Genomic DNA, 26,517 nt, shown 5'->3' with positions numbered 1-26,517 from the left:
CTTGAAATTATTACTTTCCATTCATCAATCGGGCAGTTTCGCTTCAACTGCGCGTGATTTGTCATTGGACCCTTCACAAATCTCCCGTATTGTTTCAGGATTAGAAGAAGAACTTGGCATACGTTTATTCCAAAGAACCACGAGAAATCTACAACTCACCGAAGCAGGTGAAGTTTACTTAGGTCGCCTTCAATCCATTTTAGAGGATTTAGATCAAGCCGAAGATGATGCTAAAACGTTAAGTCAAAGCCCTACCGGCAAATTACGCTTAACAGCATCTATTGCCTATGGTCATCACATGATCTTGCCTTTACTGGGAAAATTTAAAACGCTCTATCCTGAGATTGATCTGGAGATTGTTTTTTCAGATGACAATCTTGATTTAGTTTCAGATCGTATAGATGTCGCCATTCGCCTTGCGCCGCGTATTCAACAAGATATGATTTGTAGTAAGCTACATGATACAAACTACTATATTGTCGCCACATCGACATATCTCGCAAATCAGAAGAAGGTTACCTCTCCTGAAACTTTATCTGAAATGAATGCAATCTTATTCAATCTTCCCGATTATCAATCAAAGTGGCTGGCGAAAGATAAAATGAGTAATGTCAAAGAAGTTCAGATCAATGGGGATCTTGTTCTTTCAAACGCAATCGCGATAAAGCAAGCAATGTTAGCAGACCTAGGAATAGCAATGTTACCTAACTGGTTAATTGAACAAGACATTGAAATTGGCAACTGCCAAAATCTTTTGCCTTATCATCAAGTTACGGCGACAGATTTTGAAACTGGCGCTTGGATTATTTATCCTAGTCGCAACTTCCTACCTACTAAAACAAGGGTGATGATTGATTTCTTAAAACAAGAACTGTCTTAGAACCTATCCGTGTTCAACTTACATTTGATCCCTTGATTAGGTTCTAATCCTAATTTGTTTATCGGGATCATAATCATCCAGTTTTTCATATATGCTATCTGCAGGCCCGACTATTTGAGGATCTGGTCGGATAATTACTCCCTCATTTCTTCCAGGATAATCTATTTCACTCAAAAAATATCGCATGCAATTTAGTCGAGCACGTTTTTTGTCATCTGAGCGTATCACAGTCCATGCAGAATCAGCCGTATGGGTATTAAAGAACATCGCTTCTTTTGCCTCGGAATATTCATCCCAAAGATCAAGAGATTGAACGTCAACAGGACTAAGTTTCCAATGCTTTAATGGATCATTCTGACGAGACCGGAAACGACGTAGCTGTTCATCGCGACTGACCGAGAACCAAAACTTGAACAACTTAATACCGCTTCGAACCAGCATCCGTTCAAATTCTGGTACTTGACGCATAAATTCCATATATTCAGCAGGCGAGCAAAAGCCCATTACTCTTTCGACACCAGCACGATTATACCAACTACGGTCAAAGAAAACGATTTCTCCTTTCGTTGGCAACTGATTCACATAGCGTTGAAAATACCATTGGCCTCTTTCTTCATCCGTTGGTTTTTCCAAAGCAACAACTCGTGCACCGCGAGGATTCAGATGTTCTGTAAAGCGCTTAATTGTGCCCCCTTTACCCGCAGCATCGCGTCCTTCAAAAATGCATAAAATGCGTTGACCTGTCTCCTTAACCCAACTTTGCACTTTTAAGAGTTCAATTTGCAACTCCTGCTTCTGGCGTTCATATTGTTCGCTTCGCATCCTACGCTTGTAAGGGTAATTTGCTGGTAAAGGTGCATTACGGCCCTTTTTTTCTATTTTTTCATGTAATAATAGAGAATGGCTTTTGTGAGGACTAGCAGGCCTTTTGGCTACAGCTTTTTTTGCTCGAGTTTTCTTACTGGCTGTTTGTTCACCGCCACCTAAAGGCTTTTGATTGTCATCTAGCATTCAAACTCTCCACGTACACTCATCGAAATTCAAAATACTTATCCCTGCCTATAACAATATTACATCTTTGTGATTTTGTCTTTGAGGCATATCAACTTACATGGTTGTTAAAGCGTCATTTTTCAATTCAGTTGTGAATAGAATTTCATTCCTCTTTTTGGAAAAACAGGTTAAGGGAGTTTATGCGTTTTTTCAGGATCAATTAATATGGCTACAAGTAATAAACCTTTATGGCTGATTTTAGCCCCTGTCATCTTCACCCTGTTATGGGCAGGTGGGTATAGTGTTGCAAAATTAGGCTTACAATTTGCCGAACCTATGACCCTATTAAGTTTAAGATTTGGTGCCGTCATACTCTTATTGATGCCTCTCGCATTGATCTTTCGACCTAAATTCCCAAAACGCCTTATCAACTGGATGCATCTCATGGTGGTTGGCACTTTGATGCAGGCTGTTTATTTTGGCGGTTGCTGGTGGGCGTTCAAAACCGGTGTTTCTGCAGGGGTATTAGCTATCTTTATGGCCTTGCAACCTATCTTAGTTGCTATTCTTGCCCCTTACCTTGCCAGTGAACATGTCAGCTGGAAAAGATGGATAGGCCTTTTACTTGGCCTAGGCGGCGTTGTGGTAGTGATTGTAGCCCGATCTGATATTGAACCACCAACTTTGTTTGGCATTATCTTCAGCATCATTGGGTTAGTAGGAATGACGGGAGGCGTGATATATGAAAAACGATTTGGGATAAGCTATCATCCAATCGTTTCCAATCTGGTTCAATATGCCGCTGGACTCGCAATCGTTCTGCCTCTCGCTTATTTCAGCGAAACAATGGAAGTTGACTGGAACCCAACCTTTATGGCGGCCCTTGGCTATTTGGTTATTGGAAATTCTATCCTCGCCATCAGTCTATTGCTTGCCATGATCCGGGCTGGCGAAGTGGCCCGTGTGTCTTCATTATTATTTCTGGTCCCTCCTTTAGCTGCCTTATTTGGCTGGTTCCTACTGGGCGAAGAAATGCCAATTGTTGCGTGGGGTGGCATGGCGATCACTGCTATTGGCGTCACCTTAGCCACAAGAAAGAAAGCGTCTCAAACCTAAAGAAAAAGGCCTGCGAAATATCGCAGGCCTTTTTAATCTCGTCTTCTGCTAAAAGCTTACACCATACCAGGTAAATCTTCTTCCAAGATACTGATATTTAGATCATAAGATACTTCACCTTCGTCTTCATCACGGTGCAAGACGCCAATGAATTCATCGCCGATATATACTTCAACAGGTGCATTCGGCTTTGCAGGTGGTTTAATATTGATGCGATCGTTTTTAAACTGACCACGTAAATAAGCAACGACGCGTGCAATTTCTTCCGGAGTAATCATAATCTCTTCCCTTAAACCTCATAAGATGAGCGTAGCACGCCCTAAATTCTGGCCATTCTATACTCTTTTTATACAGGAAGATACAAGCCCCTTCCCGTATAAACTTTCTCGATAGTTATGAATTTTTAAATGACGCCTAATTCACGTAAGCGTTCCATCAAATAGCTATCTGCCGTATGACGATCCGACAATTTTACTTCTGGATAGGGATGTAAAAATAGCGGCAATGAGATACGAGACTTGGTTTTATCCATTCCTTTAGGATTAATAACACGATGTGTGGTCGATGGGAAATAACCACCGGAAGCTTCTTGCAGCATATCACCAATATTCACGATAAGATTGCCAAAATCACATGGCACATCAATCCAGCTACCATCTTTCGCTTTTACCTGTAACCCCGGTTCGTTAGCGGCAGGTAACACCGTCAATAGATTGATATCTTCATGTGCGCCGGCACGAATGGCACCGAGTTCTTCATCCCCTGTGAATGGGGGATAATGCAACACACGCAACAAGGATTGCGTGGATCCATCAATCATACTGGACAAGGATTGGCTATATCTTGCGGAGACTTCATTCGGAGAATATTTTTCAACCCAAGACAATAATTCACCTGCAAAAGCAGAGGTGTTTTTATAATAGGTATCTAACTGTTCCCTAAGTTCTTCCGGGCAACGACCATGCGGATAGAAATGATAATATTCCTTGATATCCTTAACTTCCATGCCCTTGGCAGATTCTGATTCTTCTGGTGGAAAATACCCATCCTGAGTTTCAGGATTGCGAAGGAAATCGTATTTATTCCCATTTTGGAAATAGTCATACCAGTTGTTATAAATGCTATGAACTTCATCTTGACTGATTGGGTGATTCTTCAACACACCAAATCCTGTTTCTCGCAAGGAATTTACAAACTTTTCCGCAGCATCAGGATCCTGATAATCAACCGCCTCTAGTATAACCGCCATGGTAACCTCTAGTTATTTTATATCTGAACTACCTATTCTTAGCAGATAACCGCCATCAGATACAAGCTGACCATATGGTCAAGATTAAAGATAAAGAGAAGGCTATCACCAAGGTGATAGCCTCTAGGTGTAACTCAAGGGAAAGTTACCAGTATTTCTGAAATCAATTAGGGATTATTTAGATTGCGAGATATTCGTGACGCAATTCTTCATTCTCTAGCACTTCCTCAGCTGTGCCATCATAAACGACTTGCCCCATATCCAAAATCACCGCACGATCAGCCAGCTTCAATGCAGCAACCGCATTTTGCTCCACGATAATTGTGGTCAATCCAAGATTACGGATTTCTTCCACAATGCTTGCGATTTCTTGGACAATCACAGGTGCGAGACCTTCATATGGCTCATCCAGTAATAACAGTTTCACATCACGCGCTAACGCACGGGCAACAGCCAACATTTGCTGTTCCCCACCGGACAAGGTAACGCCTTCTTGATTACGGCGTTCAGCAAGACGTGGGAAATGTTCATATAAACGCTCAATTGACCAACCTTTTGGTTTTGCGATTTGAGCTAGTTGCAGGTTTTCTTCGACGGTCAATCCCGGAATAATACGACGATCTTCCGGCACCAAACCGATACCGTTTTGGGCCGCTTCATGAGATTTCATATCATGGAGAGGTTTATGATCTAACCAAACCTCTCCATGGGTTAGCATTGGGTCATCCATACGCGCAATTGCCCGTAAGGTAGATGTTTTACCCGCACCGTTTCGGCCTAATAATGCTAAAACCTCACCTTCATGGATATCAAAGCTAACGCCTTGAACGATATAGCTATCACCATAGTAAGCTTTCAAATCCCAGCAGGAGAAATAAGCCGGTGCATTCTTTGCGACATTCTTACTCATGACCTGCTCCCAAATATGCGTCTTTCACGCGTTGATCTTCTTTCATCTCTTCAGGCGTACCTTCCGCAATCACATGACCTTGTGCCAAAACACTCACGCGATTTGCTAATGAAAATACAACATGCATGTCATGTTCAATAATAACTTTGGTAATACCGCGCTCACCAATCTTCTTTAAAAGATCAATGGTATTGTTAGTATCCGCACGGGACATACCCGCGGTAGGCTCATCTAAAAGTAACAACTTTGGATTTTGCACAAGGCACATAGCCAATTCCAAGCGTCGTTTATCACCACGGGACATTGTACCGGATTGCAAATGACGTTTATCCTGAAGCCCAACATCTTCCAACATATGTTCCGCTTGATCGCGAATTTCGGCATCTTGGTCAACGCGGCCCCAAGCATTTAGCGTAAATGCACCATCACGTTTGGCCAGCGCCGGGATCATCAGATTATCTAAAAGAGACAGATCTTCAAAAATTTCGGGTGTTTGGAATACACGGGACACACCTGTTTGGTTAATTTCATGTGGCGCCAACCCTAAAAGGGAAGTTCCATCAAAGATCACACTACCAGTATCTGGCATCAAGCGACCAACGAAACAGTTCAGCAAAGTAGATTTACCCGCCCCGTTTGGTCCGATAATCGCATGCACGTGACCTTGTTCAACAGTCAAATTTACGTCATCAAGGGCTTGTAAGCCACCGAAACGTTTATTGACGTTACTTACTTCTAATATCTTCATAACAGAATTCCTAAGTCTAGTCGATCACGGATTAATCATCGCCAGCCTGCGGTGCCGCAGAGCTTCGTGTTTCTTTTGAGAAGAAACGTTTACGAATACGATCATAAGCTTCAATAACCCCACCTGGTAGGAAGATCACCATCACCATGAACAACACACCTAAGGTTAAATGCCAGCCCTTACCGACAAACAGACTTGCAACATTTACCAACCCATTCTCAATAAAATCAGGAAGGAAGCCGAAGAATGCGTGAAGCACACTTTCGTTAATCGCAGAGAAGATATTTTCGAAATATTTGATGATTGCGGCACCAAGCACAGGACCGAGCAATGTACCAACGCCACCTAAAATGGTCATTAATACAACTTCACCAGATGCAGTCCATTGCATGCGTTCCGCACCAGCCAATGGATCAGTCACCGCCATTAAGCTGCCAGCTAATCCTGCATAAATACCGGAAATCACAAATGCTGCTAATGTATATGGACGTGTATTCAAGCCTGTGTAATTCATACGGTTCTGGTTTGATTTCACAGCCAACAACATCATACCAAACGGAGACCGTGTGATACGCATCGCAATATAGAAACCAATAATCAAAACGACTGCACAGAAATAGAAACCCGGCCAGCCTTGCATCTCCAACCCAAAGAGATTGGTTAGTGGAATACCGCCGCCTTCAACAGTCGCCTGTGCATCCAAAATACGCGGATCATACTGTGCAAGCTGCAAACCTGTTTCACCATAAGTAATCGGTGTCAAAACGGAATAAGCGAGATTGTAAGACATTTGTGCGAAAGCCAATGTCAAAATTGAAAAATAAATACCGGAACGACGTAAGCTTACATAACCAATAATCAATGCAAATAAGCCAGATGTAATCATGCCAAAGAAAATAGCTGGCAAAATGTTCATACTTAACAGCTTGAAGCTCCAAACTGCCGTATATGATCCCACACCCAAGAAGGCCGCATGACCAAAGGATAAATAACCGGTTAAACCAAATAAAATGTTAAATCCAACAGCAAACAAGCCAAAGATAGCAAATTTCTGCAGAAGGTCTGGATAACTACCACCAAGTGGGGCCATCCAGATTGGCAAAGTTAAGATCGCTATCGCAAATACGATAAACATCACCATGTCTTTGCGAGGAGTAGTAGGTGCTATCATTGTCTTAGGTCTCCATCACGCCTTTACGACCCATCAATCCACGTGGACGAACCAACAGGATGACAACCGCAACAAGGTAAATAATAATTTGGTCAATACCTGGGATAATTGCCTTGATTTCTGCCATGGCTGCAAAAGATTGCAACACACCCAGCAAGAAACCCGCAGCAACCGCACCGCCTAAGGAGCCCATACCACCAACTACCACAACCACGAAGGAAAGAACCAGGAAGTCCATACCCATATGATAATCAGGTGGTAAAATCGGGGTATACATCACACCTGCCAAACCACTTACAACAGCAGCCAAGCCAAATACAATTGTGAAACGACGTTCAATATTAATACCCAACAGGCCAACAGTTTCACGATCCATCATGCCTGCGCGCACGACCATACCGAAGGTCGTAAACTGTAAGAAACAGAATACAGCTGCAATCACAATGCCAGCAAAGACTAGATAAACAAGACGCCACCAAGGATAAACAATAGCCTCACTCATCCCTAACATTGCGCCGATATTAGCACTACCTGCAAAAATCTCGGGCGGCGCTTGAGGGATTGGATTAGCCCCATAAAAGGCTTTCACAATCTCTTGAATTACAATCGCCAAACCAAAGGAAACCAAAATTTGTTCTGCATGTGTACGGTTATAGAAGAAGCGAAATAAGCCACGCTCCATCGCCAAACCGACTAATAGCATGACCGGTATTGCAACCAAAATAGAAATAGGAACTGAATATTCGATGAGGGTAGATCCTGTCTCGCCGAACCAAACTTCCAGATAAGGAACTTCTTTATATGCTTCAAAGAATGTCACGCTCTCATCGCGAATACGTTGAGAGAGGGTAAGAATTTTATTGAGCGTCACGGCACAAAACGCACCCAACATAAACACCGCACCATGTGCGAAGTTCACGACACCCAATGTACCAAAAATCAAGGTCAAACCAAGCGCGATCAGGGCATATGCCCCCCCTTTATCGAGCCCGTTTAAAATTTGTAAAAATATTGCATCCATTGGTCTTTGTCTCAGCTTTAGATGACACTGCATACAAGTGTAGCGTTATTATTCCTAAACAAGCGTTTACCCTGAATAATTGCTTTGAAAAAATGTTATGCAGCGAGATAAATGAAAGTTCAGTCCCTTCAGATGAACCCATGAAGGGACTGGAACATTCATATTGGCGTATTAAGCTTTATAAGGACCTAATTCACCGCCAAAGATAGATGGATCGTACTCAACCTGAGAACGAGGCACCTGTTGTACAACCTGAAGAAGGTCAAATTGGCTAGATGGGTTTTCGTTACCACGTACAACCAATACATCTTTAAAGCATTGGTGATCTGCAGCACGATATTCTGTAGGTCCGTTACCCATACCATCGAAGTTAAAGCCTTCAAGTGTTTTGATAACTTCCACAGGGTTGAAAGTACCAGCCATTTCACATGCATTCGCATAAAGCAATGTTTGAACATAGCATGTATGCGCAGCCTGAGATGGTGGGAAACCATATTCCTGACCGAAGGATTTCACAAATGCTTGCGAACCAGCATCTTGTAAAGACCAGTTCCAGTTAGTTGTACCCAAAATACCTTTAATATTGTCACCAGCACCTTGCGCCATCAAACGAGAGAATAATGGAACAATGATTTCAAAGTTCTTACCATTCACTTGTTTATCACGAAGACCAAAGGATACAGCTTGTGTCAACGAGTTCACCATGTCTTTACCATAGTGGTTCAAGATCAACACATCCGCGCCAGAATTCAAAACAGGCGTAATATATTGAGAGAAGTCACCAGCACCTACAGGTGTGCGAACAGCTGCAACTGTTTCCCAACCAAGAGCTTCGGTTGTGTTCTTAACAGATTCCTCTGTCGTATAACCCCAGTTATAGTCAGCTGTTAGATGGTAAGCACGACGTTCTGTACCATATTCATCTTTCAAAACAGGACCAAGTGCAGCGCCGGACATGTAAGAATTAAAGAAATGGCGGAAACCATAACGACGCTTATCTTTACCAGTTGTATCATTGGAATGGGTCAAACCTGCCATAAAGATAACGCCCATTTCCTGACACAATGCCTGCACAGCCACGGCTACACCAGAAGATGAGCCACCAGTAACCATACTCACACCGTCTTTTTCCATCATACGCTTCGCAGAAGCACGCGCAGCATCAGATTTAGTTTGCGTATCACCTGTTACATATTCAACTTTTTTACCGAGGATACCATTACCCTTCAAAGAAAGTGGCTTCATGGTATTCAACATACCACCATCGCCTTCGCCGTTCAGATGTTTAACTGCAAGCTTATATGCACGAAGCTCATCCGCACCTTCATCCGCATAAGGTCCAGATTGTGGTACGTTAAAACCTAATGTAATTGCAGACTTGTTTGTTGGGTCATTACGAAATTCTTCTGCCCAAGCATTTTTGATGAAGTGAGTTGGCGCAACAGAGCCCAACGCCGCAACACCTGCACCGGCAGCTGTTCCCTTCAACAGTCCACGACGAGTAATAATTGATTTCATGGCTAAAAGCCTCCCTATTGATGTTCATACATCTATTCAATGACGTGCCCGAAGACACCCGAACCATCCGATATTTTTATTTTTAGAGATGGAGATATTGCGAATTATGAGGGGGCTAGAAAATATTTCAACAACATATTGAAGTATAAAGAGTTTTTTGTTAACAATTTAAATAGAAAATTTACAAACTTGTAAATCTGTAAATTTTCGTCATTATAAATAAAATATTAGAAAAATCAGGATTACATCATGGCTGGCCGGGCATTATTGGGACATCGCATACGTACAATCCGGAAAGACCTCGGCAAAACACAAGCCGAACTTGCGGCTGATGCAGGTGTATCTGCAGCCTATCTTAACTTAATTGAACATAACAGAAGAACAATTGGTGGCGCTCTACTTTTACGTCTAGCCGAAGCACTCAAAGTGCCACCCGCAGACCTAACAGGCAGCGAAGAAGCACGTCTACTGGCTGATTTGGAAGAAATTGGTGGCGATCCGTTATTTGCAAAAACCAATCTAGACAAACAAGATCTTACAAAAACCCTTGGCGTAGCCCCGACTATGGCAAGCGCCATGGTCGCCCTATATCGCGCCTACCGTTCCGCCAATGAGCAGATCGACGCCCTATCCGAACGGATCAGTTACGATCCATTTCTTGCCCATGCCGCCCATGACGTAGTCTCACGTATTACATCCATAAGGTCCTTTGCCGAAATCCTTCATGACCATAGCGATATGGGCCACGAACAAAGGGAGAAATTCACTAAATCCATGGCCGAAGAAAGTGAACGACTTTCCAGCGCTGCAAGCGAGATGTTCAGCTTTCTAAATAGCTTTGAAGGCGCACGCCAAACCATGCTACCCGCAGATGAGGTAGATGACTTACTTTATGATCATGGCAATTATTTCGATGGCCTAGAAAAACTTGCCGACGAACTACGCCCTAAGGTCGAAACCGATCCGGATCACGGTGTCTTTCTTGCAGATATCATTAGCTACCTAAAGAAAAAACATAATGTTGAACTTCACAGGGAAAACCCGGAAAAGCTAGATCAGAAAAACAGTATATGGGACGAGGAAACTCGCAGCCTATACATTTCGAAAGCAGCGCCCTTAACAGCCAGCCGATTTGAAGCCGCCAAAATGATCAGCCGACTTGATGCGCATGATGAGGTTGAAAAGCTAGCTGCATCCCCCCGACTGACCACAGACAAAGCCCGCCAACGCGCAAGGGAATCTCTTCATGGATATTTTGCAGGCGCCTTGATCTTCCCCTACAGCAGCTTCCTACAAACTGTGACCGACCTGCGTCATGACATCGAAATGATTCAACAACTCTACGCAGCTAGCTGGGAACAAGTATGCCATCGCCTAACAACGCTTCGCCGCCCAGGCGAAGAAGGTATTCCTTTTCATTTCGTCCGTAGTGATATTGCTGGCAATATTTCAAAACGGTTTTCAGCTTCTGGATTACAAATCCCACGTTATGGTGGCATTTGCCCACGATGGGCGATTCACTCCGCCTTTCTGACACCGGGTAACATCAAATCCCAGCTCGTTAAAGCACCCGATACGTCTACTTATTTATTTATCGCACGCACCGTTACAAAACTGGGTGCCGCCTTCAAAGACCCGCGCAGTATTTATTCTATTTTACTTGGTTGCGATGCCACCTATGCAGATCGCTTGGTTTATGCGGATGGCCTAGATCGAGAAAATGCCGATTCAATCACAAATGTAGGATTAACTTGTCGCCAATGCCATATAGAAAATTGTAATCAAAGAGCCCATGACTTTGTAGAGACCTAAATCAAATTACAATTTTAGGTCGCTTTTTGAAGATAAGTTAATCCTAAAACGTGACAAATATTTTTTTCGGGGCTATCGTTACACCATAAAAAATAAAAAGAAGAAGTCAAAATAACAATAAATGACTCTTCCAAAATCTCATATGATGCAAACAGGGACGCATCGCGGGGAGGCTAGACAATGACGCATTCAGTGCTAATTGTTGAAGATGACGACAGCATTGTCGAAGCATTAAATTTTCTAATGGAAACAGCGGGTTTTGACGTGCGTATTGCGCGTGAAGGACCAAGAGCAATTGAGCTTGTCAAAGAAGCGGTGCCCGATGTTATGATCTTGGATGTGATGCTACCCGGTTGTGACGGGTTTGAGGTTGCAAGAAATATCCGCAGCCACCAATTAACCAAACATATTCCTATATTAATGTTAACTGCGAAAAACCGTCCAATTGACCAAGAAAAAGCACATGAGATTGGTGTAACTGCTTTTATGACCAAGCCTTTTTCGACAAGAGAAGTCGTTGAGAAAGTAAAGGGAATGCTCAACTCCTAAGCAGAAAGAAACTCTTATGGCGAGCCTAGATCAATTAAACGAACGTGCCTTGGTTTTACCTCTCATTGGCTTTCTATTATTAACCCCACCCATTTTATTAATTTTTAATGATGAGAATGAAATTTGGGGCATTCCAACACTTTATTTTTACGCCTTTTTCATTTGGATTTTCCTGATCATTCTTGGCAAATTACTTACCAACCGACTTATTAAATCTGAGTTGGTTTATGCAAAAAAAACGTTACCAATTTCTTCAACTTCTGAAGATGAAGGCAAACAAAGCTAATGCTATCTACCTCCGTTGTTGTCATCACATCATTTGGATATTTATTGCTTCTCTTCATGATAGCATGGTGGGGAGATAAACTGGCACGCCAAGGAAACAGCTTACTTCGACATCCAATTGTCTACACATTGTCCATTGCAGTTTATTGTACGACATGGACTTTTTATGGGTCTGTTGGCTATGCGGCGCGTAGCGGATTAGAGTTTCTGACCATTTATTTTGGCCCAACCATCGTCTTTTTAGGATGGTGGCTCATCTTAAGAAAAATGGTTCGTATCACAAAGTCATATGGTTTTGCCTCTATCGCCGACTTTATCTCATCGCGTTATGGCAAGAGCGGACGGCTCGCAGTCATTGTGACGTTAATTGCTGTAATTGGTACGACGCCTTATATCGCCTTGCAACTAAAAGCCATCACGACCAGCTTTACCGTGTTAACAGGGGTTGGTGGAGCTGTTCAAGGCTCCAACATTCTTGATGCCAGTGAATCTGTTTTACGTGATACAGGTTTTTGGGTAACTATCTTACTGATCGCCTTTGCGATCCTTTTTGGCACACGACATATTGACGCAAGCGAACATCACGAAGGCGTAGTTGCTGCTGTCGCTTTTGAGTCTTTCTTCAAATTATTCGCCTTATTAGCTGTTGGCATTTTTGTTGTCTTTGGCCTTTACAATGGCTTTGAAGACTTATTCAACAAAGCCCAATCCATGCCTGACACGGCACGCATTTTAACTTTAGATAGTGATGTCGGTCCTAGATGGCTGACATTAATGTTACTCTCTATGGCTGCAATTATTGCATTGCCTCGACAATTCCAAATGACGGTCGTAGAAAATGTTGATGAAGATCACCTAAGAACAGCTTCATGGATGTTTCCTGTCTATCTACTGCTAACGAATATTTTTGTCTTACCAATCGCGCTTGCCGGATTAGATTTGCTTCCCGCAGGAACCGACCCAGATTTCTTCGTATTAACCGTACCGCTACATTACAATCAGGAAACGTTAGCCCTTATCGCCTATATTGGCGGGTTATCCGCAGCAACCAGCATGGTAATCGTTGCAACAATCGCCTTATCTACCATGGTATGCAATGATCTGGTTATTCCCGCCCTTCTTCGATGGAACTGGCTTGGCATCAATGCGCGCATGGATTTAACAGGCGTTCTTCTAACCACCCGTCGCTTTAGTATCATCTGTGTATTGATGCTTGGTTATCTCTACTATCGAACTTCCGGCTCTGGTAGTGCCCTTGTTTCAATCGGTTTGATTTCCTTTGCAGCAACTGCGCAATTCATACCCGTGATGGTAGGGGGACTATTTTGGAAGGGCGGCAATAAAAAAGGAGCACAAGTCGGCCTTATTCTAGGTTTCATTGTTTGGTTTTATACGTTATTTGCCCCTTCCATCGCACGCGTCGGCTGGCTGGACCCCTCTTTTGTATTCACTGGCCCTTGGGGAATTGACTGGCTGCACCCAGAACATCTATTCGGCGTAACCGGCATGGAACCTCTGACCCATGCTTTATTCTGGAGCATGATTTTCAACATCGGCGGCTTTGTTATGACCTCCGTCTTCACGGATCAGGGTACGATCGAACGCATTCAAGCCACTTTATTTGTAAATGCATTCCACCACCCAACTGATAAAGAGACACGAGTTTGGCGCGGTGCAGTGCGAGGACAAGACCTTTACAATCTTGTCCAACGTTTTCTTGGTGGCCAGCGTACCTATGATGTCTTTACACGTTACCAAATAACACGCGGCCCAAACTGGCAAAAAGAAGGCCCCGCAGATGCTGATACCATTGCTTTTGCCGAACGTCTTTTAGCCTCCTCAATCGGAGCAGCTTCCGCCCGAATCGTTGTCTCGTCTGTAGTTAAAGGTGAAGTCGTCCCATTTGATGAAGTTATGGCTATGCTGCAAGAGACATCACAAGTCATTGAATATAGTCAACAACTAGAGCAAAAATCCAAAGAACTAGAAACGCTTACCTCTGAGTTACGCCTTGCCAATGACCAGCTTCAGGAATTAGATCGCCTTAAGGATGATTTCCTGACGGTAGTGAGTCATGAATTCAGAACCCCGCTAACCTCTATAAGGTCATTCTCTGAAATTTTGTCAGACCATAAAGATTTAGACACAAAGCAAGCCAACAAATTTTTAAATATCATCATGAAAGAAAGCATGCGCCTGACCCGTTTAATTGACGAACATCTAGACCTCGCACGTGTTGAAGCAGGTCATATGGTTTGGCATATCAAGGATATCGACCCAAGAAAAGTTATTGATGATGCGATCGCCTCAATTGATGGAATGATACGTGAAAATAATACGCAACTTGAAACTGATATCTCACAAGTGTTTGTAACTGTGTCTGTAGATCAGGATCGACTATTACAAGTGCTATTAAACCTTCTCTCTAATGCGATTAAGTTTTGTGACAAAACCAGACCTTATGTCAAAGTATCCGCATATACGAATAAAGATGCATACCTAATTTCTGTGGAAGATAATGGCTCAGGTGTGCCCGAAGCTGATCATGAAATGATTTTTGATAAATTTGCACGGGCCGATGAAGACACCCCTAACCGCCCCACAGGTAGCGGATTAGGCCTCGCTATTTCAAAAGGTGTTATAGAACATTTCAATGGACAGATTTGGGTTGAGACCAAATCGGACAAAGGTGCAATTTTTAAAATCAAGTTACCTTTAACATCATAATGATGTCCTAGCGGCAAATCCATTGCATGAGACAACAGAGCTAGGCTATATCTATAGTTAAAGCCAATACAAAATGTTAATTTATATAATTCATGTTCTGAAAGTGAAATAAAAGCTAAATGCCTCAAATCGTTAAAATTAATAATAAAAAGTTAGGGGCAAGTGAACCTGTATATTTTATTGCTGAATTATCTGCGAACCATAATCATGACTTTGAGCGTGTCATAAAACTGGTCCATGCTGCGGCCGAAGCGGGTGCAGATGCGATAAAGTTACAAACCTACACACCTGATACAATAACGATCAAATCCGATCGTCCAGAATTTCAAGTTGATGGCACTATTTGGGAAGGTACTGATCTGTATAGTCTGTACCAACAAGCCTACACACCGTGGGAATGGCATAAGCCAATTATTGAAGAAGCGACACGTTTAGGTTTAGATGCATTTTCCGCCCCCTTCGATCCAACCGCGGTTGATTTTCTCGAAAAGCTAGATGTTCCCATTTACAAAATTGCGAGTAGCGAACTTGTTGACATTCCACTTTTGAAGCTAGTTGCAAGCACAAATAAACCCGTCATTCTCTCTACTGGCATGGCCATAGAAGAAGAAGTTGAAGAAGCTGTAACCACCTTACGTAACCATGGCTGCAAAGAGCTCATTTTACTAAAATGCACTGCATCATATCCGGCATTACCTGAAGAAGCCAATCTGAATGCAATTCCAATGATGAGTAATAAATTTAAATGCCCTGTCGGGCTTTCTGATCATACATTGGGCTCAGCGGTTCCGATTACCAGCGTAGCTCTTGGCGCATGCGTTATTGAAAAGCATTTTACTTTATCCAGAAAAGACGGGGGTCCTGATGCTGCCTTCTCACTTGAACCACATGAATTTAAAGAAATGGTGGAGCAAGTTAAAATTGCACAATCAAGCCTTGGTCAAGCCAAGCTCGAACCAACAAAAAAAGAGCAGATAGGCCTAAAATTTCGTCGATCACTTTATGTCATCAAAGACGCAAGGGCTGGAGATCTCATTACTTCGGAACACATTCGCAGCATCCGTCCGGCACAGGGTTTGCATACTCGATATCATGATATTGTTATTGGTCAAAAATTCATCAAAGATGTTGTTTCTGGCACGCCTTTGGATTTGACCATGTTTGAGAAGGATGCAAATTCGTGAGCTTATTGATCACAAGTATCAACAGCAAACGTCCAATGGTACAAACTTTTACCGCAGCGGCGCATAAAGAAAATTGGCGCTGTTATGGCAGTGATTTAAACTTGGATGTTCCTGCCTCCAAAGATGTAGATGCGTTAATTCAGCTTCCTCATGCATCAAATCCAGATTATGAAAAATCAATTCTACGCGCGGTAAAAGAAAATGGTATTCGTCTTATTCTGCCCTCTCGTGATGGTGATTTAATTCCACTCGCAAAATTAAAAACAAAACTCAATAACCTTGGATGCATCTTACCTCTCCCTTCTTTGGAAACGATTCAAATTTGCCAAGACAAATTACTATTTTCTGATTTAGTTAATAGCTTTGGCATGCAAACAATTCCTATTTTGAATGAAATAACAGGGACAGAACTTTTATATTACACGCGCCCTAGATATTCTTCTGGTAGTAAAGGCGCCTACCTCGTCAAAAGTCTTGAAGATGCCATTTTGATTGCAAAATCCCAAAATCAACTTTTGCACCCATTGATTGCTTGCCCCGAATATACAGTAGATATCTTGTTAGATTTTGAATCCACCCCCTTGGAAGCAGTTTGCCGCAGACGCCTTCGTGTGGTTGACGGAGAGTCAAAATGGGCACAGATTGAAGATCAACCACACCTAAAAAACATGGCTATCCAATTAGCTCAAAAACTCGGTTTAAAAGGGCATAACATCATTCAAGCATTCCTTGATGACGCTGGAAATCCAATTTTCATTGAAGCCAATCTAAGGTTTGGTGGTGCCTCGATACTTGCTCTGGAAGCAGGTCTTGATACAGCAACAGCACAAATCAAAATGGCAAAAGGTCAAAAGATTTCACCTGAACTATTTTCACCTATTAATTATGGTTTATCTTTAAAACGTGAAGAAGTAGATGGAGAAGAGCGTGACTTTTTCACTTCAAATGAGCCTTTTCCCAAAGAACAGAATATCTCTCACCTATAAGCCACTTCCTTGACATTCTGGAACTGTAAAGGCAAAAGAGCTGCAGAAAAACGAACACGATTTTACCAGATTAGGATTAAACAATGTCTGAATGTCCTTGCGGCTCTCATGCTGAATATGAAGCTTGTTGTGCCCCATTTCATAATGGTGCCATTGCAGAAACCCCAGAACAAGTTATGCGCTCCCGTTACAGTGCTTTTGTTGTTGATAAATTGCAGTATCTGGAAGATACGCTAACAGAGGAAAGCAAAAGCGACTATGATGCCGAAGAAACAAAAACTTGGGCAGAAAACGCGAAATGGTTAAAGTTAGAAGTTCGCAACACAACAGGCGGTACCAAAGATGATACAACAGGTACAGTTGAATTCGTTGCGAATTTCAAAGTAGGACCAGAACAGCATGCACATCACGAAGTAAGTACTTTCGTAAAAGAAGGCGATCGCTGGTTATATTCCCATGGCGATATGAACCCACGTCAAGAGCAACGTATTGTGACAAAGGTAGGTCGCAACGAACCTTGCCCTTGCGGATCAGGTAAAAAATACAAAAAATGTTGTGGTGCTGCCGCTTAAAATCAAGGCGTTTTAACCAATTCAAACCCTCTGTTAAATCAACAGAGGGTTTATTTTTTTGAGCTTACTTTGCGACTTGATTACGACCTTTTTTCTTAGCGCGATATAATGCTTCATCAGCCGACTTCATCACAGCCATAGGATCTGCATGCATTTTTCCTTTAGCTGCGACCCCAATACTAATTGTGACCTGTACCGATTGATTAGTCTCAGACGCGCCTCGTTTTTTACTGCCCTTTTTATCTTTCTTCGGGCGATTTTTTGACCGTATGACAAACTCAGAATGTTCAACGACTTCCCGCAGTTTTTCAAGATGCGGGATCGCTTTGTCAACCTCACCAACAGGCATTAAAATACAAAATTCTTCCCCACCATATCGATAAGCACGCCCGCCACCTGTTACCATAGACAAACGGTTGGCAACCATCCGCAGGACCTCATCGCCAATATCATGACCATATGTATCGTTGAACTTTTTAAAATGATCAATATCGCTCATGGCGATGACATATTTACTACCAAGTTTTTTCATATCAGACATGAGCGCCCGACGCCCTGGAATGCTGGTTAATTCATCTACAAAGGCCATCTGATAAGAGACTTGGACCTTAGCAATAATGAGTGCAAGTAACGCAACAGAGATATAAAGGGCGACCTGATCTGGATTACCAGCCTCTTGAAAAGCAAAATAACTTGCCACTAACGTACTGATCCAACCCATTTGTAGAGGCGAACGCTGCAACATAAAGCGTAACAACATAAAACCAAGACTGACAATATATGCGCCTATCGCCAGTTGTGGCAAATTGGACCAAGCCGTCCAGAAGCCACTTATCATCTGTAAATTCAATATTGCGATAACTGCTTGTTGTAGGCCGCCTTCAATTACATAAGTGAATAGAAGTAAAAATGCGAACTGAGCTGAAATAATAGCAAGCCTGATCAAACCTTGGCGGCTAAGTACGCCACGCTCCTCGGCCCAACATAACCAAACGAGGTTAACTGGCAGTAAGATAGATAGACCCGCAAATAAAACGTCTCCGAAGACATCAGCCGTATTGCCATAAGGCAAGAACATCGCAGATGTCCAATACACCATTCCAATTACAAGGAATCCCAGCACACTCGTACTCATTTTGAAATTCCAAGCGAATAAACATCCAACAAAACAGAGGACATAAGGTAATACAGGTAGAGTAGCCGCGAACTGGCTATCAACAACAAAAGCTTCTTGCTGCCCAAGCCAAGCAGCTAGGATCACCAATGCAAGATAAGGGGCTAATCTAAAAAGATCGCCAAAAAGCTTATAAGACATGACAGATTTCCTGTCCCTGTTTCAACAAACGCCAAATAATGTTTTTATCCCTGCTCTTAAGTGGTCTTCTAACAGCCTACTCAAGCTCCCCTGCATCAGAAACAAGCACATATACATGCTTTAGCTGATTCGTAATTTAATTCACAACATTTTACTGTCCCACCAATTAATACATTGCATCTCTTGACAATTTTCATATCGCTTCTATATTTTAGGACAAATGTCCTAATTTTAAATTTGGTGTCGTGATGAAAACCCAAACCAAGATTATCGAAGCCGCCGATCAACTTTTTTATGAACATGGATTTGAGGCAACCTCCTTTGCTCATATTGCGGAGGTTGTTAATATTTCGCGTGGAAATTTCTATTATCATTTCAAAACCAAGGATGAGATACTGGATGCGGTCATTCTGGCACGCCTCACCCGTACAGAATCTATGCTAGATCAATGGGAAATAGAGGGTGATAGTGCAGCTGACCGTATTAAGAGCTTCATCAAAATTCTAATTGTAAATCAAACTAAAATTATGAAATTCGGTTGTCCTGTTGGCACTCTATCCGCAGAACTCATTAAGTTAGATCATAATGCACAAGATGATGCGAATAAGCTTTTCACCCTATTTCGAGTTTGGCTGAAAAGACAATTTGAAACTCTTGGGCATAACGAAAACGCCGACCAGCTTGCCATGCATCTTCTGGGGCGTAGCCAAGGTGTGGCCTCTCTTACCAATGCATTTAAAGATGAAAGCTATGTCCAATCTGAAGTCAATCAAATGTGTGATTGGGTTGATCAACTCACATTAAAACAAATTCACTAACGGGAGTTTTATATATGTTTATTGCCCTATTACGGTTTGGAAAAAACAAGGCGGAGGCTCCAAAATTTATGTCAAATCATAATGCATGGATCAAACGAGGCTTTGATGATGGCGTGTTTATCCTGATCGGTAGTTTACAGCCCAACCAAGGCGGATCGGTCATCGCGCATAATATCAGTCGTGAGGATTTTGAAACACGTGTGAATGAAGACCCATTTGTGATTAATGAAGTTGTCGATGTCGAGATTTTGGAAATCAATCCGGGTAAGGCGGTTGATCGTCTCGGTTTTTTGATTTCTTCCGGAGAATGATGATGAGTAAAACAACAGTTGGCCCTGATGGAAAACCACGTTGTAAATGGTGTGATAGTGCGCCTAATTTCTTTGAATATCACGACAATGAATGGGGTTACCCTGTGAGTGATGATCAGCGTCTATTTGAAAAACTCTGCCTTGAAAGTTTTCAATCAGGTCTTAGCTGGCGCACAATCTATGAAAAGAGAGAAAACTTTCGTGAAGCCTTTCATCATTTTGATTTCAACAAAGTTGCTGAATTTGATAAGAACGATAAAGAACGCCTTTTAAACGATGCAGGCATAGTCCGTCATCGCGGCAAGATTGAAGCCGTAATCAACAATGCAAAACGCGCACAAGAACTGGTCGCCTCAGAAGGGTCTATTGCAAAATATATCTGGTCTTATGAGCCAAAGCCTGAGGATTTGCCTGAACCTCAAACCGTCTCCACCTCGCCGGAGTCTATCGCCCTTTCCAAAGACTTAAAAAGACGTGGCTGGAAATTCGTTGGCCCAACGACAGCCTATGCTTTTATGCAAGCCATGGGATTAATCAATGACCACGCGGAAGGCTGTGTCATGCGAGAAAAAGCCGCAAAGGCGCGGGAAGTGTTTCAACGCCCCTAAAGGAAAAGCCGCAATCAAATGACTGCGGCTTTTATTTTATCTATCCTCCAGCGAGACGCGGTATCACAAAGATTTCCGCGTCTTCAGGGATTTTCTGATAAAGGCTATCGCGATAAATCACACCGTTGATGGACACCGCGAGGCCCTTTTTTACATAAGGCTCCATCTTCGGGTAGTCCCGTGCCAAAGCATCCAGAAGCTGTTTGATGTTTTTAGCTTCGATCTCAATCTCCGCCTGATCATCAACAGCTGTTTTCATAATGCCGGATAGAACGACCTGAACCATGAATATCCTTTCTGACTTACTCAGCGGCTTCAGCTTGATGAATTGCCTTTAAGATCCGTGGCGGGCTCATCGGTAATTCAGTCATTCGTAAATTTGCCGCGTCAGACACAGAATTCGCAATCGCAGCCAGTGGCGGCACGATCCCTGTTTCACCAACACCACGTACACCATATGGATGGCCCGGATTAGGCACTTCTACAATCACTGTATCGATCATTGGCAAATCAGATGCCACAGGCAAACGATAATCAAGGAAGCCTGCATTTTGCAACTTGCCATCATCACCGTAGATATATTCCTCATTCAAAGCCCAGCCGATACCCTGTACCGCACCGCCTTGGAATTGACCTTCTACATAAGATGGATGAATCGCTTTACCTGCATCCTGAATAACTGTGTAACGCAAGATTTTCACAAAACCTGTTTCTGGATCAACTTCTGTATCTACCAAATGGGTTCCGAAAGAAACACCAGCGCCATCTGCATTATATTCATGATGTCCTGCAATCGGGCCACCAGTGCCACCAGCTGCATCCGCAATTTCAGCCAAAGTCAAAGGCTCAAAATCACCTGCATTTGCACCAGCAGGGATCGCTTTGCCTTCTTCCCATTTTACCGCTTCAACCGGAATATCCCACATCATTGCCGCACGTTCACATAGCTTGCCAATGATTTCGCGTGCCGCAAAGATCACCGCCATCCCGCTTGAGAAAGTAACACGGCTGCCTTCTGTGGTATCGTTAAATCCAAGGCTGGATGTATCTGTTACGATCGCACGCACCTGATCATATGGAATACCAAGTTCTTCGGCAGCCATTTGACACATAGAAGCACGAGACCCCCCAATATCAGGTGTCCCCACAGAAATCGCCACGGTACCATCTTGGTTGACGTTCAATGTAGAACAGGTCTCCCCGCCAAAGTTAAACCAGAAACCACTCGCAACGCCGCGGCCTTGATTTGGTCCTAACGGAATTTGATAGTTTGGATGATTTTTGGCCGCTTCCAATGTTTCAACTAGGCCTAAAGATTCAAACTTTGGTCCATAGGAAGATTTATCACCATTACGTGCAGCATTTTTCAAACGAAAATCAATCGGGTCCATATCAATGGCTTTTGCCAATTCATCAACCACAGATTCAACCGCATATACAGACATTGGCGCCCCTGGTGCGCGATAAGCGGCCCCTTTCGGGCGGTTGGTCACGACTTCCCAACCAATAGCCTTTACATTTTCCAAGGCATAACATGCAAAGGCACACATCGCCCCGAAGTCAGCAGGCGCACCACGGAAAGCACCACCTTGGTATCGAACTTCAGCAAAACCAGCTGTGATACGACCATCTTTTGTACAACCGATTTTCACATCCATGCTGGAAGATGCGGTCGGACCAGATGCTTTAAACACTTCATCACGAGTCATCGCCATTTTAACTGGCTTGCCGGATTTTTTGGCCAACATTAAACATACAGGTTCTAAAAAGACTGTTGTCTTACCGCCAAAACCACCGCCAATCTCGGACGCGGTTACGCGAAGTTTGGACACATCCATACCAACCAGAGACGCAGAAACATTGCGCAACACGAAATGACCTTGCGTACAGCCCCAAAGCTCCCCATAGTCATCTGATGTAACAGTCGCCACACAAGCATGCGGCTCAATATAGCCTTGATGAGTTGCTGCAGTCTTGAAATTACGCTCAATAATGATATCTGCCTGTTCAAAACCTGCATCCACATCCCCGTGACCAAATTCACAACGCCCTGCGATGTTAGACGCAGTTGTCGGCATTGGATCAACACCATGAGTGAACATATCATCATGAAGAATAGGCGCATCTGCTTTCATCGCTTCATCCACATCAGTCACATGTGGCAGAATATCGTATACAACCTTAATCTTCTTCAATGCCTTCAAGGCAATTGCCCGTGAAGTTGCGGCAACAGCCGCTACGGCATGACCTTCATAAAGCACTTTATCACGTGCCATGATATTACATAGAATATCATGATGGGCTTCGTTTTCCGCAAAATCATCACGAGTTACAACTGCTTTTACACCAGGTAATGCTTCTGCTTCGGATGTATCAATAGACACAAGCTTGGCATGTGGATGTGGGCTACGAAGAACCTTACCAACCAATTGACCGGGTAAATTCATATCCGCACCGAAACGGGCGCGACCTGTTACTTTATCAACCCCATCCGGACGAAGAGGTGTTGTACCAACGACTTTAAAATCACGTGGCTGATACTGATGTGTACCTTTGCTCTCTGGAGCTTCACCTGTAGAAGACGCCATGATCTTTATCCTCTCATCTCTGCTGCTGCATCCTGAATTGCACGGATGATTTTGTCATATCCTGTGCAACGGCACAGATTGCCTGCCATCCAGTAACGAATTTCTTCTTCGGATGGGTCTGGCTTTTTCTCTAATAACGCTTTAGCCGCAACCACAATACCCGGTGTACAAACACCACATTGAAGGGCTGCATTATCCAATATCTTTTGTTGAATCGGATGAAGTTCATTGCCCTTGGCAACACCTTCAACAGTGCCGATTTCACGACCTTCAACTTCCGCGCCCAATGTCAGGCAGGAACAAGTCAAACGACCATCAATCGTTACGGAACAAGCACCGCAGTCCCCTGTAGCACAGCCTTCTTTGGCGCCTGTCAGGTTCAAACGGTCACGCAATACATCCAACAATGTTTCTTCTGCATCGCAAACAAATTCAACATCATCGCCATTAATTTTTGTAGAAACATGAATACCCATGATTATGCCCCTTTCGCGCGATCAAGCGCAATTTTCGCAGCACGTTTTGCCAACACGCCAACAACTTCTTTACGGAATTCAACTGTACCGCGCTTATCTGTGATTGGTTTTGCCGCTGCAGAACAAGCAGATGCCAAAGCGTCTAAAGCAGCTTCATCAACCTTTGTGCCGATCAATGCCTGTGCAGCTTCGTCAACCACCAATACCTTTATGGCAACCGCACCGATTGCAACTTTTGCAGCGGTACATGTACCTGTATCATCTAGGGTAATAGAGATACCACAACCCGCCACGGCAATATCCATTTCAGTACGTGGAATGAAACGCAAATAAGCATCACCTGTATTGGCAGGTTTCGCCGGGAAGAATAAACTTTCAACCAATTCCCCTTTTTCAAGGGAGGTTTTGCCCGGTGCTTGCGGGATATCTTCGATGGCAACATCGCGTTTGCCATTTGGACCTGCAATACGTGCAACACATCCAACGGCCACCGCACAAGGTACACTATCTGCCGCAGGGCCTGCATTACATAAATTACCTGTAATCGTCGCACGCCCTTGCACTTGGGTTGACCCAATTAGATCAGCCCCTTCGGCAACACCCGGATACATCGCAGTAAAACCTGCATGTTCATTCAATTCCGCAGAAGGTACAGCCCCACCGACACGGTAGCCACCATTTTCTTCGACAATATCACCAAAACCCGGAATACGTTTTGTATCCACAATCAAATCTGGTTCCATCATGCCCATACGCATTTGCACAAGCAGATCTGTGCCACCAGACAAGACCTTTGCCAAGCCTGCCTCTGCAGACAAAAGGCTTACAGCCGCCTCTACGGTTGTAGGAGCTTCATATCTCATTAGTCTTCGATCCCTAAAGTTATCGTTTTATAATTTTTAACTGCTCTAATTTTAAGGTATTTGCCATAGTGCGAAAAGAAGATTCCATAAACCCTTCATGGAAATAATCTGTTCATCAGATGAAAAATACTCAACCAAGAATAATCTCATTCAAAAATCAAATTATCATTCGCTAATTAAAGCATCATTTAAAAAGAAGTTTAGGGGCTTTGCCCTATTTCACAAAGGTCCAATTTCGACAAATTCTTATGACAAATTGTCATACAACTCTAGCAAGCTACCATCCTAAAAAGAATTTTTTAATATTAAACCTACCTAATGTGTGATTTAATTCAATCCACGTAATAATTTTACTTTTTGGGGGAAAACATTATGAGTTTTAATCTTAGAGGTTTTACAATTGTCGCGTCACTTATTTTTGCTAGCTGTAGCGGACATCTAACAAAAATATCTCAGGCCAATGCAGCAGGGGCTCCTCCCGTTACTACAGATGAAATGCAACCTATAATTCCTACACAGTTAATTAATTTTAAAACAGATGGCACTTTAAAAAACACCTCTGCGACATCAAACTGTTCTACAACTGAAGATGATAAAAAAAACGCTCTTGCTAAATTAGGGAATACCCGAATTTATGCATATAACTATTATCGAGATCAAGGCACCGGCAAACTGACCTATCTTTCCGCTGCGGCAAAAATTACAAAGGGTACAGAAATTGTGCAAATTTTTGATTACTTAAAATATTCCGGTGAGAGTATTGGTGGCAAAGCTGCTATTTTAGGCATCGGATATCGCATCCATATTAACTATACCGCCTCTGGTAAGGATATAGATCTAGGGGGATTGTTCAATGTTTCTGCAAACTATACCGAAGGGAAGATTTCAGGAACAATGAATATCGATGTTATTGGTATTGCAGGTGAACCGATTGACGCAGCCCTTCCCGGCGCCCCCCTTACTATCACGGATGAAAATATACTTTCATTATTCAACGATATGTCCCGAATAAAAGCTGCTATATACAATACATCAGTCCAGATTTGCCCACAAATCACCGCCATTAAATCTCCGGATGCAGAAGTGAAACTGTTTGAGTAATCAAAACAGATTTTTCAAATCCCATACTGCTCTTTATAAGCATAAAGATTCTTTAAATCCTCTGCCATATCTGCACGGCCTTCCAGATAGATCAGCACATCAGAAAGTGTGATAATGGAATGAACTGGAATGTCGAAAGTTTTCTCAATCTCTTGAACAGCGGATAGGTCAGCAGCGCCTTTTTCCTGACGATCCAGCGCAATCAAAATGCAGCCAAGTTCTGCCCCAGCATCCTGCACCATGCCCGCGGCTTCTTTAATGGCGGTCCCCGCTGTCATCACATCATCCACCAATAAGGTTTTACCTTCAAGCTTTGCCCCGACAATATTACCGCCCTCACCATGGGTCTTGGCTTCTTTACGGTTATAACAATAATTATTGTCTTCGCCATATTGGTCATAAAGTGCCGCTGCGGTGACCGCTGCAATCGGGATGCCTTTGTAAGCGGTACCAAACATCACATCAAATTCAATGCCTTTTTCCTTAATCACGGCTGCATAGGCTTTACCGATCAAAGACATATCTTTGCCTGTATGGAACTTACCAAAGTTAAAGAAAAACGGACTTTTACGACCAGATTTCAGGCTAAATTCCCCAAATTGCAAAACCTCACGTGCCATAGCTAATTCAATAAATTCACGTTTATAATCTTGCATCAGAGTGTCTCCGTTTTAAATTATAGAAGCATCAAGGGATCATCTTGATTGATGACCAAT

Annotated in this window: 27 protein-coding genes; 13 read left to right on the top strand and 14 right to left on the bottom strand. The window is 43.0% G+C overall.

The annotated features are described in order from the left end of the window. A partial coding sequence (locus E1160_RS08240) for a LysR family transcriptional regulator (RefSeq protein WP_155154670.1) occupies positions 1-880 on the top strand: 880 nt, incomplete at its 5' end. A 36-nt stretch (positions 881-916) separates the two neighbouring features. Here the strand turns inward: E1160_RS08240 and ppk2 are convergent. Next, complete coding sequence (ppk2, locus tag E1160_RS08235; RefSeq protein ID WP_155154669.1) at positions 917-1,891, bottom strand: polyphosphate kinase 2; 975 nt, start codon at positions 1,889-1,891, stop codon at positions 917-919. Between the two features lie 207 nt (positions 1,892-2,098). Here ppk2 and E1160_RS08230 point away from each other — a divergent pair, with 207 nt between their 5' ends. Next, positions 2,099-2,989: a DMT family transporter gene (locus tag E1160_RS08230; protein ID WP_155154668.1), complete on the top strand. Its 891-nt coding sequence runs from the start codon at positions 2,099-2,101 to the stop codon at positions 2,987-2,989. Between the two features lie 56 nt (positions 2,990-3,045). Here E1160_RS08230 and E1160_RS08225 read toward each other — a convergent pair whose 3' ends face one another. From E1160_RS08225 to E1160_RS08195, 7 genes are all read right to left on the bottom strand, one after another. Beyond that, complete coding sequence (locus tag E1160_RS08225; protein WP_155154667.1) at positions 3,046-3,267, bottom strand: DUF3126 family protein; 222 nt, start codon at positions 3,265-3,267, stop codon at positions 3,046-3,048. A gap of 125 nt (positions 3,268-3,392) precedes the next feature. After that, positions 3,393-4,238 carry a 2OG-Fe(II) oxygenase family protein gene (locus E1160_RS08220; RefSeq protein WP_155154666.1) on the bottom strand — a complete coding sequence of 282 codons (846 nt, stop codon included), beginning with the start codon at positions 4,236-4,238 and terminating at the stop codon, positions 3,393-3,395. A 178-nt stretch (positions 4,239-4,416) separates the two neighbouring features. Continuing rightward, complete coding sequence (locus E1160_RS08215; RefSeq protein ID WP_155154665.1) at positions 4,417-5,148, bottom strand: ABC transporter ATP-binding protein; 732 nt, start codon at positions 5,146-5,148, stop codon at positions 4,417-4,419. Then, the gene (locus E1160_RS08210) at positions 5,141-5,896 is read right to left on the bottom strand and encodes an ABC transporter ATP-binding protein (RefSeq protein ID WP_155154664.1); all 756 of its coding nucleotides are present in this window, start codon (positions 5,894-5,896) and stop codon (positions 5,141-5,143) included. Before E1160_RS08210 ends, E1160_RS08215 begins: the two co-directional genes overlap by 8 nt. 31 nt (positions 5,897-5,927) lie before the next feature. Beyond that, positions 5,928-7,067, bottom strand: coding sequence for a branched-chain amino acid ABC transporter permease (locus tag E1160_RS08205; protein WP_155154663.1), 1,140 nt, complete (start codon positions 7,065-7,067; stop codon positions 5,928-5,930). A 4-nt stretch (positions 7,068-7,071) separates the two neighbouring features. Further along, on the bottom strand, positions 7,072-8,088 hold the full coding sequence (locus E1160_RS08200) for a branched-chain amino acid ABC transporter permease (RefSeq protein WP_155154662.1): 1,017 nt from the start codon (positions 8,086-8,088) through the stop codon (positions 7,072-7,074). 171 nt (positions 8,089-8,259) lie between these two features. Next, a complete protein-coding gene (locus E1160_RS08195) occupies positions 8,260-9,606 on the bottom strand; it encodes a substrate-binding protein (RefSeq protein ID WP_155154661.1) in 1,347 nt (448 codons plus the stop codon). Between the two features lie 249 nt (positions 9,607-9,855). On the opposite strand from E1160_RS08195, the gene E1160_RS08190 reads away from it, so the two are divergent. From E1160_RS08190 to E1160_RS08160, 7 genes are all read left to right on the top strand, one after another. Continuing rightward, positions 9,856-11,418: a helix-turn-helix domain-containing protein gene (locus E1160_RS08190; RefSeq protein ID WP_155154660.1), complete on the top strand. Its 1,563-nt coding sequence runs from the start codon at positions 9,856-9,858 to the stop codon at positions 11,416-11,418. Between the two features lie 180 nt (positions 11,419-11,598). Further along, positions 11,599-11,967, top strand: a complete 369-nt coding sequence (locus E1160_RS08185) for a response regulator transcription factor (RefSeq protein ID WP_155154659.1) — start codon at positions 11,599-11,601, stop codon at positions 11,965-11,967. A 16-nt stretch (positions 11,968-11,983) separates the two neighbouring features. Next, on the top strand, positions 11,984-12,253 hold the full coding sequence (locus tag E1160_RS08180) for a hypothetical protein (protein ID WP_155154658.1): 270 nt from the start codon (positions 11,984-11,986) through the stop codon (positions 12,251-12,253). Further along, positions 12,253-14,979, top strand: a complete 2,727-nt coding sequence (locus E1160_RS08175; protein WP_155154657.1) for a sensor histidine kinase — start codon at positions 12,253-12,255, stop codon at positions 14,977-14,979. The genes E1160_RS08180 and E1160_RS08175 overlap by 1 nt, the downstream gene beginning before the upstream one ends. A 119-nt stretch (positions 14,980-15,098) precedes the next feature. Beyond that, positions 15,099-16,163 carry a pseudaminic acid synthase gene (pseI, locus tag E1160_RS08170; protein WP_155154656.1) on the top strand — a complete coding sequence of 355 codons (1,065 nt, stop codon included), beginning with the start codon at positions 15,099-15,101 and terminating at the stop codon, positions 16,161-16,163. After that, a complete protein-coding gene (locus E1160_RS08165; RefSeq protein WP_155154655.1) occupies positions 16,160-17,149 on the top strand; it encodes an ATP-grasp domain-containing protein in 990 nt (329 codons plus the stop codon). Before pseI ends, E1160_RS08165 begins: the two co-directional genes overlap by 4 nt. An 83-nt stretch (positions 17,150-17,232) precedes the next feature. Beyond that, entirely contained in the window at positions 17,233-17,721 is a 489-nt protein-coding gene (locus E1160_RS08160) for a YchJ family protein (protein WP_155154654.1), read from the top strand. A gap of 64 nt (positions 17,722-17,785) precedes the next feature. Here E1160_RS08160 and E1160_RS08155 read toward each other — a convergent pair whose 3' ends face one another. After that, entirely contained in the window at positions 17,786-19,036 is a 1,251-nt protein-coding gene (locus E1160_RS08155) for a GGDEF domain-containing protein (RefSeq protein ID WP_155154653.1), read from the bottom strand. A 248-nt stretch (positions 19,037-19,284) separates the two neighbouring features. On the opposite strand from E1160_RS08155, the gene E1160_RS08150 reads away from it, so the two are divergent. From E1160_RS08150 to E1160_RS08140, 3 genes are read left to right on the top strand one after another with little or no spacing between them, the layout of a single operon-like run. Further along, on the top strand, positions 19,285-19,854 hold the full coding sequence (locus tag E1160_RS08150; protein ID WP_155154652.1) for a TetR/AcrR family transcriptional regulator: 570 nt from the start codon (positions 19,285-19,287) through the stop codon (positions 19,852-19,854). 14 nt (positions 19,855-19,868) lie between these two features. Continuing rightward, the gene (locus E1160_RS08145) at positions 19,869-20,165 is read left to right on the top strand and encodes a YciI family protein (RefSeq protein ID WP_155154651.1); all 297 of its coding nucleotides are present in this window, start codon (positions 19,869-19,871) and stop codon (positions 20,163-20,165) included. 2 nt (positions 20,166-20,167) lie between these two features. Continuing rightward, positions 20,168-20,773 carry a DNA-3-methyladenine glycosylase I gene (locus E1160_RS08140; protein WP_155154650.1) on the top strand — a complete coding sequence of 202 codons (606 nt, stop codon included), beginning with the start codon at positions 20,168-20,170 and terminating at the stop codon, positions 20,771-20,773. Positions 20,774-20,813: 40 nt separating this feature from the next. On the opposite strand, the gene E1160_RS08135 is transcribed toward E1160_RS08140, so the two are convergent. The 4 genes from E1160_RS08135 to E1160_RS08120 are packed head-to-tail and all read right to left on the bottom strand — an operon-like array spanning position 20,814 to position 24,700. Beyond that, positions 20,814-21,059, bottom strand: a complete 246-nt coding sequence (locus E1160_RS08135; protein ID WP_155154649.1) for a MoaD/ThiS family protein — start codon at positions 21,057-21,059, stop codon at positions 20,814-20,816. A 16-nt stretch (positions 21,060-21,075) separates the two neighbouring features. Then, positions 21,076-23,361: a xanthine dehydrogenase family protein molybdopterin-binding subunit gene (locus tag E1160_RS08130; RefSeq protein ID WP_155154648.1), complete on the bottom strand. Its 2,286-nt coding sequence runs from the start codon at positions 23,359-23,361 to the stop codon at positions 21,076-21,078. A 5-nt stretch (positions 23,362-23,366) separates the two neighbouring features. Then, a complete protein-coding gene (locus E1160_RS08125) occupies positions 23,367-23,837 on the bottom strand; it encodes a (2Fe-2S)-binding protein (RefSeq protein WP_155154647.1) in 471 nt (156 codons plus the stop codon). 2 nt (positions 23,838-23,839) lie between these two features. Beyond that, positions 23,840-24,700, bottom strand: a complete 861-nt coding sequence (locus E1160_RS08120; protein ID WP_155154646.1) for an FAD binding domain-containing protein — start codon at positions 24,698-24,700, stop codon at positions 23,840-23,842. Between the two features lie 372 nt (positions 24,701-25,072). Here E1160_RS08120 and E1160_RS08115 point away from each other — a divergent pair, with 372 nt between their 5' ends. After that, positions 25,073-25,801, top strand: coding sequence for a hypothetical protein (locus E1160_RS08115; protein WP_155154645.1), 729 nt, complete (start codon positions 25,073-25,075; stop codon positions 25,799-25,801). 14 nt (positions 25,802-25,815) lie between these two features. Here E1160_RS08115 and pyrE read toward each other — a convergent pair whose 3' ends face one another. After that, positions 25,816-26,457 carry an orotate phosphoribosyltransferase gene (pyrE, locus tag E1160_RS08110; RefSeq protein ID WP_155154644.1) on the bottom strand — a complete coding sequence of 214 codons (642 nt, stop codon included), beginning with the start codon at positions 26,455-26,457 and terminating at the stop codon, positions 25,816-25,818. Positions 26,458-26,517 lie beyond the last annotated feature (60 nt).

It is taken from the genome of Curvivirga aplysinae, assembly GCF_009711445.1.
Taxonomy (GTDB): domain Bacteria; phylum Pseudomonadota; class Alphaproteobacteria; order UBA8366; family Aestuariispiraceae; genus Curvivirga; species Curvivirga aplysinae.
The sequence above is the reverse complement of the archived record's forward strand: the minus strand, read 5'-3'. Positions and strand labels throughout refer to the sequence as shown.

Coding starts and splice junctions, on each gene's coding strand:
- E1160_RS08175 (WP_155154657.1), top strand. CDS start 12,253: ATGCTATCTACCTCCGTTGTTGTCATCACATCATTTGGATATTTATTG.
- E1160_RS08205 (WP_155154663.1), bottom strand. CDS start 7,067: ATGATAGCACCTACTACTCCTCGCAAAGACATGGTGATGTTTATCGTA.
- E1160_RS08230 (WP_155154668.1), top strand. CDS start 2,099: ATGGCTACAAGTAATAAACCTTTATGGCTGATTTTAGCCCCTGTCATC.
- E1160_RS08190 (WP_155154660.1), top strand. CDS start 9,856: ATGGCTGGCCGGGCATTATTGGGACATCGCATACGTACAATCCGGAAA.
- E1160_RS08130 (WP_155154648.1), bottom strand. CDS start 23,361: ATGGCGTCTTCTACAGGTGAAGCTCCAGAGAGCAAAGGTACACATCAG.
- E1160_RS08220 (WP_155154666.1), bottom strand. CDS start 4,238: ATGGCGGTTATACTAGAGGCGGTTGATTATCAGGATCCTGATGCTGCG.
- E1160_RS08180 (WP_155154658.1), top strand. CDS start 11,984: ATGGCGAGCCTAGATCAATTAAACGAACGTGCCTTGGTTTTACCTCTC.
- E1160_RS08160 (WP_155154654.1), top strand. CDS start 17,233: ATGTCTGAATGTCCTTGCGGCTCTCATGCTGAATATGAAGCTTGTTGT.
- ppk2 (WP_155154669.1), bottom strand. CDS start 1,891: ATGCTAGATGACAATCAAAAGCCTTTAGGTGGCGGTGAACAAACAGCC.
- E1160_RS08210 (WP_155154664.1), bottom strand. CDS start 5,896: ATGAAGATATTAGAAGTAAGTAACGTCAATAAACGTTTCGGTGGCTTA.
- E1160_RS08215 (WP_155154665.1), bottom strand. CDS start 5,148: ATGAGTAAGAATGTCGCAAAGAATGCACCGGCTTATTTCTCCTGCTGG.
- pyrE (WP_155154644.1), bottom strand. CDS start 26,457: ATGCAAGATTATAAACGTGAATTTATTGAATTAGCTATGGCACGTGAG.
- E1160_RS08140 (WP_155154650.1), top strand. CDS start 20,168: ATGAGTAAAACAACAGTTGGCCCTGATGGAAAACCACGTTGTAAATGG.
- E1160_RS08125 (WP_155154647.1), bottom strand. CDS start 23,837: ATGGGTATTCATGTTTCTACAAAAATTAATGGCGATGATGTTGAATTT.
- E1160_RS08135 (WP_155154649.1), bottom strand. CDS start 21,059: ATGGTTCAGGTCGTTCTATCCGGCATTATGAAAACAGCTGTTGATGAT.
- E1160_RS08225 (WP_155154667.1), bottom strand. CDS start 3,267: ATGATTACTCCGGAAGAAATTGCACGCGTCGTTGCTTATTTACGTGGT.
- E1160_RS08145 (WP_155154651.1), top strand. CDS start 19,869: ATGTTTATTGCCCTATTACGGTTTGGAAAAAACAAGGCGGAGGCTCCA.
- E1160_RS08200 (WP_155154662.1), bottom strand. CDS start 8,088: ATGGATGCAATATTTTTACAAATTTTAAACGGGCTCGATAAAGGGGGG.
- E1160_RS08120 (WP_155154646.1), bottom strand. CDS start 24,700: ATGAGATATGAAGCTCCTACAACCGTAGAGGCGGCTGTAAGCCTTTTG.
- pseI (WP_155154656.1), top strand. CDS start 15,099: ATGCCTCAAATCGTTAAAATTAATAATAAAAAGTTAGGGGCAAGTGAA.
- E1160_RS08185 (WP_155154659.1), top strand. CDS start 11,599: ATGACGCATTCAGTGCTAATTGTTGAAGATGACGACAGCATTGTCGAA.
- E1160_RS08195 (WP_155154661.1), bottom strand. CDS start 9,606: ATGAAATCAATTATTACTCGTCGTGGACTGTTGAAGGGAACAGCTGCC.
- E1160_RS08115 (WP_155154645.1), top strand. CDS start 25,073: ATGAGTTTTAATCTTAGAGGTTTTACAATTGTCGCGTCACTTATTTTT.
- E1160_RS08150 (WP_155154652.1), top strand. CDS start 19,285: ATGAAAACCCAAACCAAGATTATCGAAGCCGCCGATCAACTTTTTTAT.
- E1160_RS08155 (WP_155154653.1), bottom strand. CDS start 19,036: ATGTCTTATAAGCTTTTTGGCGATCTTTTTAGATTAGCCCCTTATCTT.